14 protein-coding genes are annotated in these 13,221 nt (G+C 41.5%); 5 read left to right on the top strand and 9 right to left on the bottom strand.

Annotation, left to right across the window (positions count from 1 at the left end; all coding sequences use genetic code 11):
• The first annotated feature begins 411 nt into the window (after positions 1-411).
• The 3 genes from phoB (at position 412) to CWC16_RS18495 (ending at position 3,548) form a co-directional block, all read left to right on the top strand.
• Complete coding sequence (gene phoB, locus CWC16_RS18505) at positions 412-1,101, top strand: phosphate regulon transcriptional regulator PhoB (RefSeq protein ID WP_004586083.1); 690 nt, start codon at positions 412-414, stop codon at positions 1,099-1,101.
• 58 nt (positions 1,102-1,159) lie between these two features.
• Positions 1,160-2,467 carry a phosphate regulon sensor histidine kinase PhoR gene (phoR, locus tag CWC16_RS18500; protein ID WP_138542597.1) on the top strand — a complete coding sequence of 436 codons (1,308 nt, stop codon included), beginning with the start codon at positions 1,160-1,162 and terminating at the stop codon, positions 2,465-2,467.
• Positions 2,468-2,582: 115 nt separating this feature from the next.
• Positions 2,583-3,548, top strand: coding sequence for a PstS family phosphate ABC transporter substrate-binding protein (locus CWC16_RS18495; RefSeq protein ID WP_055015103.1), 966 nt, complete (start codon positions 2,583-2,585; stop codon positions 3,546-3,548).
• Between the two features lie 90 nt (positions 3,549-3,638).
• Here CWC16_RS18495 and CWC16_RS18490 read toward each other — a convergent pair whose 3' ends face one another.
• The 8 genes from CWC16_RS18490 to sfsA form a co-directional block, all read right to left on the bottom strand.
• Positions 3,639-3,875, bottom strand: coding sequence for a hypothetical protein (locus tag CWC16_RS18490; RefSeq protein WP_055015104.1), 237 nt, complete (start codon positions 3,873-3,875; stop codon positions 3,639-3,641).
• Positions 3,876-3,905: 30 nt separating this feature from the next.
• Positions 3,906-4,754, bottom strand: a complete 849-nt coding sequence (gene panC, locus CWC16_RS18485) for a pantoate--beta-alanine ligase (protein WP_138542596.1) — start codon at positions 4,752-4,754, stop codon at positions 3,906-3,908.
• Complete coding sequence (gene panB, locus CWC16_RS18480; RefSeq protein WP_138542595.1) at positions 4,754-5,548, bottom strand: 3-methyl-2-oxobutanoate hydroxymethyltransferase; 795 nt, start codon at positions 5,546-5,548, stop codon at positions 4,754-4,756. The genes panC and panB overlap by 1 nt, the downstream gene beginning before the upstream one ends.
• 30 nt (positions 5,549-5,578) lie before the next feature.
• Complete coding sequence (gene folK, locus CWC16_RS18475) at positions 5,579-6,064, bottom strand: 2-amino-4-hydroxy-6-hydroxymethyldihydropteridine diphosphokinase (protein ID WP_138542594.1); 486 nt, start codon at positions 6,062-6,064, stop codon at positions 5,579-5,581.
• Positions 6,065-6,068: 4 nt separating this feature from the next.
• Positions 6,069-7,400, bottom strand: a complete 1,332-nt coding sequence (pcnB, locus tag CWC16_RS18470) for a polynucleotide adenylyltransferase PcnB (RefSeq protein ID WP_138542593.1) — start codon at positions 7,398-7,400, stop codon at positions 6,069-6,071.
• A 234-nt stretch (positions 7,401-7,634) separates the two neighbouring features.
• Positions 7,635-8,579, bottom strand: a complete 945-nt coding sequence (gene gluQRS / locus CWC16_RS18465; RefSeq protein ID WP_138542592.1) for a tRNA glutamyl-Q(34) synthetase GluQRS — start codon at positions 8,577-8,579, stop codon at positions 7,635-7,637.
• 16 nt (positions 8,580-8,595) lie between these two features.
• Positions 8,596-9,039, bottom strand: a complete 444-nt coding sequence (gene dksA, locus CWC16_RS18460) for an RNA polymerase-binding protein DksA (RefSeq protein ID WP_004586092.1) — start codon at positions 9,037-9,039, stop codon at positions 8,596-8,598.
• Between the two features lie 225 nt (positions 9,040-9,264).
• Complete coding sequence (gene sfsA, locus CWC16_RS18455) at positions 9,265-9,981, bottom strand: DNA/RNA nuclease SfsA (RefSeq protein WP_138542591.1); 717 nt, start codon at positions 9,979-9,981, stop codon at positions 9,265-9,267.
• Positions 9,982-10,101: 120 nt separating this feature from the next.
• Between sfsA and pepB the strand changes: the two genes are divergently transcribed.
• Positions 10,102-11,397: an aminopeptidase PepB gene (gene pepB, locus CWC16_RS18450; RefSeq protein ID WP_138542590.1), complete on the top strand. Its 1,296-nt coding sequence runs from the start codon at positions 10,102-10,104 to the stop codon at positions 11,395-11,397.
• Between the two features lie 182 nt (positions 11,398-11,579).
• Entirely contained in the window at positions 11,580-12,146 is a 567-nt protein-coding gene (locus tag CWC16_RS18445) for a phosphoribosyltransferase (RefSeq protein ID WP_055015112.1), read from the top strand.
• Between the two features lie 137 nt (positions 12,147-12,283).
• Here CWC16_RS18445 and CWC16_RS18440 read toward each other — a convergent pair whose 3' ends face one another.
• Positions 12,284-12,940, bottom strand: coding sequence for a Crp/Fnr family transcriptional regulator (locus CWC16_RS18440; protein WP_055015113.1), 657 nt, complete (start codon positions 12,938-12,940; stop codon positions 12,284-12,286).
• Positions 12,941-13,221: the final 281 nt, after the last annotated feature.

The raw sequence follows: 13,221 nt of genomic DNA, 5'->3' as shown, positions 1-13,221 counted from the left end.
GTTCTGCCTAGGGACAATTTACTCTTTGTTACTCGGTTTTTACTTAGCCCACTAGGTTACAAACCTCGCGCCACGATTAAATAGCCCCAAGATTGAACAAATTATAATCCTGAAAGGTCAACAGGCCCTTGTGTAAACTCAGTTCCGTATGTGATTTTGCTGCTATGTTAGTAAAGTAATGATCCCGCCATTATTATCTACCCAGTAATAAAACGGTCACTTTTTGTAAATATGTTTTAATTAACCGTAATTTGCAAAATAGTTTTAAAAATATGATGTTAATGCGACTTTTCTGTCAGTATTTTGTGTTTTTTTTGCCAGGTTTTTAATTTACACGTTACACTTTCATAAAAATGTCATACTTAGTCATAATAATGAAAACTAATTCGGTAGCGTAAGAGATAATTTGGAATGTCACGTAAAGTACTAGTCGTAGATGATGAAGCTCCTATCAGAGAGATGTTAGTTTTTGTTTTAGAGCAAAATGGATTTCAAGCAATTGAAGCAGAAGATTACGATTCTGCGATTGCAGCTATGGTTGAACCCTACCCAGATATGGTTTTACTCGATTGGATGTTACCCGGTGGTAGCGGTATTCAAATAGCAAAGCAATTTAAGCAAAGTGAATATACACGCCAAATACCAATTATTATGCTTACAGCCCGCGGCGAAGAAGAAGACAAAGTACGCGGACTAGAAGTGGGTGCAGATGACTATGTCACCAAACCTTTTTCTCCTAAAGAGCTGATGGCACGTATTAAAGCGGTTATTCGCCGTGTATCACCTACCTCATTAGAAGAAGCCATTGAAGTACATGGCTTGCGTTTAGACCCAATATCGCATCGCGTTACCTCAGAGGGAAGCGAGCTTGATATGGGGCCGACCGAATTTAGATTATTACACTTTTTTATGACTCACCCAGAGCGTGTTTATAGTCGCGAGCAGCTGCTAGATCATGTGTGGGGAACAAATGTGTACGTAGAAGATCGCACAGTTGATGTGCATATACGCCGCTTACGCAAGGCTATTGCACCGTTGGGGCACGATCGCTTAGTACAAACAGTACGTGGTGCAGGTTATCGTTTTTCTAGTAAATTATAAGGTAGCGCAGCTAGAGCGAGAGTGCGCATAAATTACTACTCAAAGGTAAAGTGAGTGTATGTATCGAGTTATTAATAAACAGGCGTTAATAAAACGTCTGTTTATCTATTTTTTACCCCTATTACTTATTGGTGTGCTTGTAGGTGCACCATTTTTGCTTTTATTTTTAGGCACATCTTCTCTTTTAGTTTGGCATTATCATCAACTTTATCGTTTAAGTGATTGGCTTTTAAATCAACGTAGCTTTAACCCGCCAGAGGGGGAAGGTGCGTGGGAACAAGTATTTGAAGGTATTTATCATTTACAGCATCGTAATCGTAAAAAGCGCAATGAACTGGCTGATTTAATTCGTCGCTTTCGCGATGGCGCTGAAGCTGTACCCGATGCCGTAGTGGTGCTGCAAAGTGATTTAAGCATTGTGTGGTGTAACCAACTTGCACTTAAGGTATTGGGGCTGCAATGGCCAACCGATCATGGCCAGCGACTTGATAACCTAATACGCGAACCTAAATTTGCCAAGTATATGTTGCGCGGTGAATTTGAAGAGCCACTTGAGCTTGATAACGGACATATTGTTGATCAAGTCCTTGAATTTAGGGTAATGCCGTATGCCAACACACAGCTTATGGTGGTCGTACGTGATGTAACACGCCTAAAACAGCTAGAGCAAATGCGTAAAGACTTTGTTGCTAACGTATCGCATGAGCTGCGTACGCCACTAACGGTCGTTACTGGCTATCTTGAGATGATGGATGGCGATATGATGCCACCGCCTGCAATGTGGAATAAAGCCCAAAATACCATGCTTGAACAATGTAAGCGTATGGATAGCTTAGTCAATCAGCTTTTATCTCTTTCGCGTATTGAAGGGTCGCGTAGACAAGATAACGATAAAGCCATTAATGTACCGCAAATGCTCAATTACATTCAAACCGAAGCGCAATCCATAAATCAAGATAAAGGCCATGAGCTTATTTTTAATATAGATAATCAGCTTGATATTAAAGGCGCAGAAGATGAACTACGCAGTGCGTTTTCTAATTTAGTGTTTAACGCTATACATTACACTAAAGCGGGCGGAAAAATTATTGTCACCTGGCAACGTAAAGAAGGGTATGCGCACTTTAGTGTGAATGATAATGGTGATGGCATTGCACCAGAGCATATAAATCGTCTAACCGAGCGCTTTTACCGCGTAGATAAAGCAAGGAGCCGCACAACTGGCGGTTCAGGTTTAGGCTTAGCAATTACCAAACATGTGTTAACACGTCATGATAGTCAATTAAATATAACCAGTGAGCTTGGGAAAGGTTCGTGTTTTTCTTTCGCTTTTTCAAAGGATAAGCTTGTTAACTTGGCAAGCTAAAAACAATAAAAAGTAAAGTCATAAAAGTGTCATTTAAGGGTAATGTAACTGTCATCTACCCGCTTTACAGTAGATGATAGTTAGGAAATGGGACGAACAAATCGGAGAACCCCGCATGAAATTTAAAAACTTAGTTGCCGCAATGGGTGTGGCTGTTACAACATTAGTATCTGCGCAGGCTGTTGCTCTTGACGAGGCAATGCCTGAATATCAAAAAATTAACGGCGTTTCAGGTAACTTTTCATCTGTAGGTTCTGATACTTTAGCCAACATGATGACTTTTTGGGCAGAAGAGTACAAACGTATTTACCCAAATGTAAATATTCAAATTCAAGCGGCAGGTTCGTCTACTGCGCCACCAGCGCTTACTGAAGGCACCTCTAACATGGGCCCAATGAGCCGTAAAATGAAATCAAAAGAAATCGAAGCGTTCGAAAAACGTTACGGTTACAAGCCTACAGAAGTACGCGTAGCAATTGATGCCTTAGCAGTCTTTGTACACAAAGATAACCCAATCGAAGGCTTACGCATTGACCAAGTAGATGCTATTTTTTCATCTACACGTAAATGTGGTGCATCTGAGCAAGTTAACCGCTGGAGCGATGTTGGCCTAACGGGCGATTGGGCTGCAAAAGACATTCAATTATACGGACGTAACTCTGTATCAGGTACTTACGGTTACTTTAAAAAGAAAGCACTGTGTAAAGGTGACTTCCGTAACAACGTAAATGAGCAACCTGGTTCTGCCTCTGTTGTACAGTCAATCTCATCTTCATTAAACGCGATTGGTTACTCAGGCATTGGTTACAAAACATCTGGTGTACGTACGGTTCCTTTATCTAAAAAAGGCACTAACTACGTAGATGCAACGCTTGATAATGTTGCTAAAGGTAAATACCCACTTTCTCGTTTCTTATACGTTTACGTGAACAAACACCCTAATAAGCCGCTTTCACCAATTGAAGCTGAGTTCTTAAAAATGGTACTTTCTAAAGACGGTCAAAAAATCGTTGAAAAAGATGGTTACGTACCGCTTTCTGCAAAGTTAGTAGAAGCAGAGCTTAAAAAGTTAGGTTTATAATTTAAACCCAACTACAAAAAAACCGCTCAATGAGCGGTTTTTTTGTGTGTAAATTTTAAAGCGTAAAAAGACTAATTTATTAAAAAGCGATTATAAATCAGTCAGCTTTTGAGCTTGTTCTTTACACTGATTGTAGCTTTCTACACATTTAGCAGAGCACACTTGCTGTTTTAAACCTTTGTCAATTGATTGCTGATCGCAACTATTTTCGCACTGATAGTTTTGTTGTGCGCATTGGTTTAACTCAGGGTTTTTCACTTGATTTTGGCAAGCTGCTAACAATGAAAATGACAGGGCGAGGGCACTCGTTTTAATAAATGTTTGCATGCTTATCCTTAACGTTGAACTGCGCTTTTGTTAAATCTCAACTTGTAAGTTGTCGATTAATCTAACATTGCCTAAAAAGGCGGCAGCTAAAATAACTAGTTGTGTATCATCAAGTGTAGCAGCTTTTAATGTATCTCGTTGAGCTATCTCAAAATAATCAGGCTTTAAGCCGGCTTGCTCTAAACTAAACTGTGCGCTTTGCTCAAGTGCTTTGTAATCGGTATTGCCTGCTTTGAGCTGCTCAGCGCAGCTGTTTAGTGTTTTAAATAATGCGGTAGCCGTGGCTTTTTGCTCAGCAGATAAATAGCCATTTCGTGAGCTCATAGCTAAGCCAGACACTTCGCGCATGGTCGGTACACCGACAATTTCAACTGGAATAGATAAATCGCGTACCATGGTTTTAATTACTTGCAGCTGCTGAAAATCTTTTTCGCCAAAGCAGGCATAATCAGGTTGTACTAAATTAAATAACTTAGTCACTACCGTGGCAACGCCTCTAAAGTGTCCTGGGCGCGTGCCGCCGCAATATCCCATAGATACACCCGGTACATCTACAAAGCTCTGCTCACCAAGCCCATTTGGGTAAATGGTGTCTACGCTTGGGGTAAACACTATATCTGTGCTTAAGTCGGCTAAGCCTTGTTTGTCTTCGTTTAGCGTACGCGGGTAGCTATCTAAGTCTTCGTTGGCACCAAATTGCATTGGGTTAACAAAAATGCTCACAACCACCTTATCGGCCATTGTTTTTGCCTTTTCAACTAACGAAAAATGACCCTGATGTAAATTGCCCATGGTTGGCACTAAAGCCACGCTTAAGCCTGCTTGGCGCCACGCTTTAATTTGACTACGTAATGATTTAATTTCAGTAATTGACTGCATTATTTAAACTCATGTTCGGCGCTTGGAAATGCGCCACTTTTAACGTCTGTACAATATTTTTTAACTGCATCTGGCATGTTGCCGGTTTCGAGTAAAAAGTTTTTAGAAAATTTAGGAATGTATCCTGCCGAAATACCGACTAAGTCGTGCATTACCAGTATTTGGCCATCCGTTACATTACCTGCGCCAATACCGATAGTAGGGATAGTGACGGCATCGGTAATACGTTTAGCAAGCGCACTTGGGATACACTCAAGCACTAATAATTGGGCGCCTGCCGCTTCTAGGGCTTTTGCATCATCAATCATTTTTTGCGCTTTGTCGTCTTCACGGCCTTGAATTTTAAAGCCACCAAATACGTGCACTGATTGGGGCGTTAATCCTAAATGACCACAAACAGGAATACCTTGCTGCGTTAAACTTTTAATACTCTCGTAAAGCCATTCACCGCCTTCAAGTTTTACCATATTAGCGCCTGCACGCATTAACTCTGCTGCATTTTTACAAGTGTCGCTAACGTTTGAATAGCTCATAAAGGGCATATCGGCTATAACAAAAAGCTCACGGCTGCCACCGCGTACACAACGGGTATGATAGGCTATATCTTGATTGGTCACGCCTAGGGTATCGTCGCCACCTTGCAGCACCATGCCCAAAGAGTCGCCAACTAAAATAACGTCCACACCGTTATCATGAAATAACTTAGCAAAACTAGCATCGTATGCGGTTAATGCGGTGATTTTGTTATTTTCTGCTTTCATTTTATTTAAAGTAGAAACGGTTATTTTAGACATAATATCCTCGCAGGCATAAGCCTTGGTTAATTACAGAGGTAATTGTTGTAAGTCGTTGAGCGGTAAATCTTGCGCAATAGTTTTTAATGCAATGCCGCTAGGTAAAATAAGTTCTGGGGCAAGTTCTAGTAAAGGGTAAACTACAAACTCACGTTCGCACAGGCCATAATGAGGCACCGTTAAGCGTGGGGTATTAATAATTTGCTGCCCAAACAATAAGGTATCTATATCAAGCGTACGTGGTCCCCAACGTTCGGCTTTTCTTACTCGCCCATGCTCAAGCTCTATGGCTTGTGTTAAATCAAGTAATTGCTCTGGTTCAAGCGCGGTTTTAATACACGCTACGGCATTTACATAATCGGGTTGGTCTTGTGGCCCCATGGGTTTGCTCGCGTAGTAATGCGATACACTTACAAATTCACAATGAGGCAGCTTTTTAAGCGCACAAACGGCGTTATCAAGCTGCTCTTTGGGTGAGTTTAGGTTGGCACCTAAACCCAAATATACACACTGCATACAATTACTCAGACGGCTTTTTAGTGGTGCGGCGGCGTGAGCGCTTACGTGGTTTTGGCCCACCTTGATGACCTAGATTTTTGACCATGTCTTTTTGGCCGTTTATATCTTGGCTTAAGTACTGGGTCCACCACTGAGCAAGCTCACTATGTTGTTGCTCACCGGCATCAACGCGTAATAATAAAAAGTCGTAAGCGGCTTTAAAGCGTGGTTGCTGGGTAAGTCTGTAAGCACGTTGGCCGGCACGTTTATCTAAACGCTGCTGTATATGCCAAATGTCGCGAGCGCCTAATGTAAAGCGTTTTGGTACTGCTATGTGTTGGGCATTTTCGCTCAGTACTTTATTCATGGCTTGCGCAAAGGCGTCAAAGTAAGACAGCTGTTCTTGTTGTTTAATTTTAGTTGTGCGCTCAAGCAGCGGAAACCACAGTAAAGCTGCAAATATAAACGCAGGGGTAACTTTTTTATCAGCATTAATACGTTTATCAGTGTTTTGAAACATTTGTTGAATAAACGCGGCTTCTAAACCGTCGGGGTTTTTATCTAAAATTTTATCAAGCACCGGAAATAACGACTTAAACAAGCCATATTGGCGTAGCATTAAATAGTTAGCTTCGGCTTTACCGTTTAAAAACAGCTTTAAAACCTCTTCGAATAAACGCGCTGGCGGAATATTATCAAGTAGGCTGGCAAGCGCGGTAATTGGCTTTTCGCTTTTTGGCGCTATGCTCATATCAAGCTTGGTTGCAAAGCGTACCGCACGCAGCATACGAACAGGGTCTTCGCGGTAGCGTGTTTCGGGGTCGCCGATTAACTCAATTTGTTTTGCTTGAATGGCCGCTAAGCCATTGGCGTAATCGTATATACAAAAATCGTTAATCGAGTAATACAGTGCGTTAATAGAAAAATCACGGCGCTCGGCGTCTTCCTCAATGCTACCAAATACGTTATCACGCAATAACTGCCCGTGCTCGCTTGATTGGCTAATTTGGTTTTTGTCTTCTTGCGCTTCGTGGTGCCCGCGCATGGTAGCTACTTCTATAATCTCGCGACCAAAAACAATATGTGCTAAGCGAAAGCGGCGGCCAATAAGGCGACAGTTTCTAAATAGTTTTTTAACCTGCTCTGGGGTGGCATTGGTAACTACGTCAAAGTCTTTAGGTTGTTGACCTAACAATATATCGCGAATACAACCACCTACAAGGTAAGCGTCGTAACCACCGTCTTTTAAACGGTAAAGTACTTTGATTGCATTTGGGCTAAATTGTTTACGTGAAATACCATGTTCACCGCGTGTTATAACAACCGGCTCATCACTTGTTTGAGTGCTTTGCACATCGGCATTTGGGCCGATTATTTGCCTGCAAAATTGAAAAAGCTTGGAAATAATAATCTGTCTCCTACAGAAATGATGATTGGCTGGTCATCGCAATAAAAAAGCACCTAAATTAGGTATTATAGTGCGGTGCTTTTAATGTATTGTAAATAGCCTCTATTTAGGCGGCTATCATATACCAGCGCGGTATAAAAATTAAGTTGATGGACTGAAATTAAGCCGTTTTTAAGATTTTTATTTGCTTAAATGTGTAAATTTAGTGCTGTTTGGGTGCTGACCTTGCGAAATTTGAATTTCGGGTATGTTGGGCACTGCAGTTAAGCTAAATTCGTTAATAGCCCATGCAATTAATTGCTCTACAGACAAATCGTGCAATTGGCTATGCACAGGTAAATTTAAAAATTCAAATGCATCAATCAGCGCAGGCTTTGGGTTGTCTGTGCTAATAGCGGGCGCGTAATTTTGTTTAGAGAGTTTAAAGCCAGGCTCGGCTACCGCAAGGGGTAAATGCGCGTATTGGGGAATGGGTGCATTAAGCTGTTTAAATAAACTGATTTGTCGTGCTGTGGGCTCGATTAAATCGGCGCCACGCACTACACGGTTAATACCTTGCTCAATGTCGTCAATAACCACCACTAGCTGATAAGCAAATAATCCGTCACTGCGCTTTATTATGTAATCTTCATGGGCTAAGGCACTATTAACAGTAATGCTCCCTTGAATTAAATCGTTAAAATGGCATGTTGGGTGCTGTTGGCTAAGGCGAAGAGCGCCTTGAACTGTTGATAAGTTAAGCGCTTTGCAGTGACCTTGGTAAATGCCACCTATAGCTTTTATTTGTTTGCGAGAGCAGCGACAACCATATACACAGTGTTGTTGTATCAGTGAGTTTGTTATCTCTTGATAAAGGGATAGTCGCTGTGTTTGATAAACAACGGTTTCGTCCCAATATAGGCCGTAGGCTTGTAAGGTATTTAGAATATCTGCGTCGGCATTTTTCACCACACGAGTGGTATCTATATCTTCAATGCGGACTAACCATTTACCCTGATTTACTTTAGCATCAAGGTAGCTGCCCACAGCCGCCACAAGTGAGCCAAAATGAAGTGGCCCAGAAGGAGACGGTGCAAATCGACCGCGATAGTCACGCTTTGGCGTGGTAACGGCTGTAGGAGGCATAGTTAACTAATTTTAATTAACCGCGTCCAGCTTGTTTTTCTTTTATTTCTGCAAGGGTTTTACAGTCTACGCATAAATCTGCAGTTGGGCGCGCCTCTAAACGACGAATACCAATCTCGATTCCGCATGACTCACAAAAGCCAAAATCATCTTCTTTAATTAAGATAATTGTTTTTTCAATTTTTTTGATCAGTTTACGTTCGCGGTCGCGAGTACGAAGCTCTAAAGAGAACTCTTCTTCTTGCGCAGCGCGGTCAACTGGATCAGGAAAGTTGGCAGCTTCGTCTTGCATATGCGATTTTGTGCGGTCAACTTCATTACGTAAGTCGTTACGCCACGCTTCTAAAATCGCTTTAAAATGAGCACGTTGTGCTTCATTCATATACTCTTCGCCCGGCTTTTCTTGGTATGGTTCTAAACCGGCTTGAGCCAATAAACCATGTCTTTGTTGGTCTGGCATAACTCTCTCCTAAATCCTTAATTTAATGCCTCAGCATTAGCCGGCGGTATAAATAGCAGAATCTTATACCCTAGGCAAATTTATTTTTTAATTAATCGAATTAGCTTCAACCAGTGTGTTGACTAAAAAGGCTCATATTTTAATTTTGATGCTTTATTAATCGTTATTTCGGTATTTAAACTTGCCTAGTTATATGGGCATAAAGTTTAAAAGCAAGTTAATTTTTTATTTAAAGGCTACTTTCTCACTGAGCGTTACTTCACTTGGCGAAATAGATGCCTTGTAAGCGTATACCTCCACGCCTTTTTTAATCGCCTGGTTTAGTAAATCGCTGTATTTTTTATCTATATGGCTTGCGGCACTCACGGTATTGATACCTTGGTGTAAAACAGCGAACAATAATACTGCTCGGTGGCCTTGTTCGATCATTTCTATTAATTCGCGAATGTGCTTTTGCCCACGCACGGTTTGTGCATCGGGGAAGTAGCCTTGTCCACTGTGGGGAGCGGTTTCGCTTAGCAAAGTGACTGACTTTACCTCTACATAGCAAGCGGGTTTATTGTCACTGGTAAGTAAAAAGTCGATACGGCTATTTTCGCTGCCGTATTTTACTTCACTTTGTAGCTGCTCATAGCTGTTAAGCTCTGTAATAACTTGGTTGTTGATAGCCTCTTCAACCACTTTATTTGCCACGGCGGTATTAACACATATTAACTGTGAGAGGGTGTTTTGAGTAAGCTCTAATGAATGCGGGTATTTTCGTTTACTGTTATCGCTGGTTGAATAAAACGCATTAAAGCCAGGCTCTGCGCAACCTGTCATTTTACCGGTGTTGGCGCAGTGGGCGGTAAATTCAGTTCCATCGTTAAGTGCTAGGTCGGCTAAAAAGCGTTTATAGCGTTTTAATAACGTGGCGGGCTGTAAAACGGGGGTGTATTTCATTTAAATTCCAATGCTAAACGCGGCTAGCACGCTGGTTTATGTTATTTATCTCAAGCTGTTGGGAACTTGTACTCACTATAGTAAACTCGTTGGCACATTTAAGTGTAAGGGTATTCTAACATGAGTGAAAAATTTGTTGTTCAACTGAGCGAACAAGCAGCGCCAAGCCATTGGGGCGAAAACGCGACATTATCTTTTAATGAGCAAGGTGCCACGGTTCATTTATCTGAACAAGAAACATTAAAAAATGTTCAAAAAGCAGCGCGAACAATCGCAAATCAAGGTGTTAAACAGGTTGAGCTTGCGGGCGATACTTGGTGCACTGAAAGCCAATGGGCTTTTTATCAAGGCTTTGTAACACCTAAATCACTAGACGGGGTTAAGTTTGTTGATAACGCACAATCAGATCTAAACGAGCTTGCGCATTTAAAAGCCTCTGCTACGTGGGCAAGAGAAATGGTTAACGGCACTGCCGATGACATTTACCCTGAGAGCCTTGCCGAAAAAGCCGCAGAATTTATACAATCGTTAGCGCCTGAGCACGTAAGTTACCAAATTATTAAAGGTGATGCGTTATTAGAGAAGCAATGGATTGGTATTCATGCAGTGGGCCGTGGCTCTGAGCGTCCACCCGTTTTACTTGAGCTTGATTACAACCCAACGGGCGATGAAAACGCGCCGGTAAGTGCAGCGCTTGTAGGTAAAGGTATCACGTTTGACTCTGGCGGTTACTCAATTAAATCGAGCGAAGGTATGCTGGGCATGAAGTGCGACATGGGCGGCGCGGCAACCGTAACAGCGGGTTTAGCGCTTGCCATTAACCGCGGCATAGAAAAACGTATTAAGTTGTTTTTATGCTGTGCCGAGAACTTAATTTCGGGCCATGCTTACAAACTAGGTGATATTTTAACCTATAAAAATGGTACTACGGTAGAAATTGTAAACACCGATGCAGAAGGGCGCTTAGTACTTGCCGATGGCCTCATGGCTGCAGGCGAAACTGGCGCAGAGCTTATTATTGATGCGGCAACACTAACCGGTGCTGCATTAGTGGCTGTAGGTCAGGAGTACAATGCTTTATTTGCCCTTGATAAAGAGCTGGTTCGCGATGTAGAAGACTTTGCCTCGCAAGAAATGGAAGCCGCATGGCCACTACCACTTGAAAAATGGCACCAGCAAAACTGCCCATCACCATACGCTGACACAGCTAACAGCCGCGCTCAAAAAGGCGGTGGTTACGGCGGCGCTTCAAATGCTGCAGGCTTTTTATCTCGTTTTGTACCAAACGATGGTAAAGGCTGGGTACACATAGATTTAGCTGCTGCATTTAATATGGGTAGCACTAGTCAATGGGCAGCCGGTGCAACAACGCAAGGAATGCGTACAGTAGCTCGTACATTGTTAGAAAAAGCTTAATAGTACGTAACTAAGCGTTTAATACATAAAATAGGCACCCATTGGTGCCTATTTTGCTATTTGCAGGCAAGCAATTTATTTTTATTTACGGTAAAATCCTTCGCCAATACCTGTTTGGGTGTTTAATTATTGGCTAAAGCGCCTACACTCAAATGTTATACTCACCACTGGGGTTCTAAACTATGTCAGATAAGTGCTACATCACAGCTCAACAGCTACTTGAAGATTCATTCCGCGTAGCGGCACAAGTTTATAAAGATGGCTTTCGTCCAGACTTTATTATTGGTATTTGGCGAGGTGGTGCACCTATTGGTATTGCTGTGCAAGAATACTACGATTATAAAGGCATTGAGACTGACCACATTGCGGTGCGTACGTCGTCTTATTACGGTATTGGCAAGCAATCTAAAGAGATTAAAGTACACGGTTTACATTACATTGTAGAAAACGCAAATGCAGGTGACTCACTGCTTATTGTTGATGATGTGTTTGATTCTGGGCGCAGTATTTTTGCATTAAAAGAAAAGCTTTCTGAGCTTATGCGTTTAAATCTACCTCGTGATATTCGCGTGGCATGCCCATACTATAAGCCAAAAAACTCAAAAGTAGACATGGTGCCAGATTACTTTATTCATGAATCAGAAGAGTGGTTAGTGTTCCCGCATGAGTTATCGGGTTTAACGCCAGATGAAATTATTGAAGGTAAATCTGATTTAGTGAACATCCAAGATATTTTATTAGATAAGTAATCGCGATAGGGTTAAGTGGCGAATTAAACTACGCTGATGTAAGTATTTTCGGCCAGAGTTAACGCTTAACTAATTAATACTACAAAAAAGGCCCTTAGGGCCTTTTTTTGTGTATGATTTTTAAAAGGTTGCGTGTTTTACAGTTGTGCAAAACTGTCTACATAATCACTCAAGCTTTGCGTATCGACCGCTTTTAACCCATGGGAGCTGCGCTGCACTAAGCCTTTTTCAACAAGCTCGGTAACTACGCGGCGATAAGCTCGCTCAGTGGTTGCAAAGCGCTCTGCTTCAGCGTTAACGGTTGGGTATGCGCGCAGTAGCGTAGGATTATTGTTCTCAGCTCGTAATAAGCAGTCTTTAGCAATGTTGTAGCTTAAAGGTAGTAGTAGCTTATCTAAATTAACTTTTTGGTTTTCTTGGAACTTTGCTGCAATAGTTTGCGCTGTATACAAGCTAAGCTCTGGCTTTTCGAGTAGTAAAGCTCGCCAGTGACGAAGCTCTATTAAGTTATAAGTTACATCACTAAAACAGGTCACTGTATAAATACAGGGATTATTGTTAAGCGCTTCTATTTCACCAATTAGCGTATTATTGCAATCTAATTGGCCTAATAATAGGCGGCGTCCGTTACCTACATCATAACTAAATGAAATAGTTCCGCTGCGCACCAACACAAGCTTACTCAGTGGTTGATCTTGGTGGATCAGCACTTCTTTTTTTGATTGTTGGTAACTACTCCCTGCAAAAGTGAGTAGTTGTTCAACAAGATAACTAGAAAAATGGTATTGAAACATCAATATGCTCTTCGGACAATTGTCCTATTTATTACACCTTAATGACGATATTATTAAGGCTCTAAGAATTTACGCTAACTTGCTACTGTATTTAGCCTTGCTAAGTACGTAATACCTTCATTTCCCGTGTAATGATTTAGGAAGCTATTGGCTACAACCAATATACTTTTTAAGGTTTTTAAGCAAGTTAGTTTTTTTATTTTATACCAATGCGCTTAATTATGTGATCTATTTTGAGGTTGGGAAAACGTAGTCTAGCTAGGCAAAAAATTCGCTATTTA

Origin of the sequence: Pseudoalteromonas sp. S3776 (genome assembly GCF_005886915.1) — a bacterium.
Lineage (GTDB): Bacteria > Pseudomonadota > Gammaproteobacteria > Enterobacterales > Alteromonadaceae > Pseudoalteromonas.
Note: the sequence above shows the minus strand (reverse complement) of the source record. Positions and strands in the feature narration are given on the sequence as shown.

Coding starts and splice junctions, on each gene's coding strand:
- gluQRS (WP_138542592.1), bottom strand. CDS start 8,579: ATGCCTCCTACAGCCGTTACCACGCCAAAGCGTGACTATCGCGGTCGA.
- panB (WP_138542595.1), bottom strand. CDS start 5,548: ATGTCTAAAATAACCGTTTCTACTTTAAATAAAATGAAAGCAGAAAAT.
- CWC16_RS18490 (WP_055015104.1), bottom strand. CDS start 3,875: ATGCAAACATTTATTAAAACGAGTGCCCTCGCCCTGTCATTTTCATTG.
- phoR (WP_138542597.1), top strand. CDS start 1,160: ATGTATCGAGTTATTAATAAACAGGCGTTAATAAAACGTCTGTTTATC.
- sfsA (WP_138542591.1), bottom strand. CDS start 9,981: ATGAAATACACCCCCGTTTTACAGCCCGCCACGTTATTAAAACGCTAT.
- phoB (WP_004586083.1), top strand. CDS start 412: ATGTCACGTAAAGTACTAGTCGTAGATGATGAAGCTCCTATCAGAGAG.
- CWC16_RS18495 (WP_055015103.1), top strand. CDS start 2,583: ATGAAATTTAAAAACTTAGTTGCCGCAATGGGTGTGGCTGTTACAACA.
- CWC16_RS18445 (WP_055015112.1), top strand. CDS start 11,580: ATGTCAGATAAGTGCTACATCACAGCTCAACAGCTACTTGAAGATTCA.
- folK (WP_138542594.1), bottom strand. CDS start 6,064: ATGCAGTGTGTATATTTGGGTTTAGGTGCCAACCTAAACTCACCCAAA.
- pepB (WP_138542590.1), top strand. CDS start 10,102: ATGAGTGAAAAATTTGTTGTTCAACTGAGCGAACAAGCAGCGCCAAGC.
- panC (WP_138542596.1), bottom strand. CDS start 4,754: ATGCAGTCAATTACTGAAATTAAATCATTACGTAGTCAAATTAAAGCG.
- CWC16_RS18440 (WP_055015113.1), bottom strand. CDS start 12,940: ATGTTTCAATACCATTTTTCTAGTTATCTTGTTGAACAACTACTCACT.
- dksA (WP_004586092.1), bottom strand. CDS start 9,039: ATGCCAGACCAACAAAGACATGGTTTATTGGCTCAAGCCGGTTTAGAA.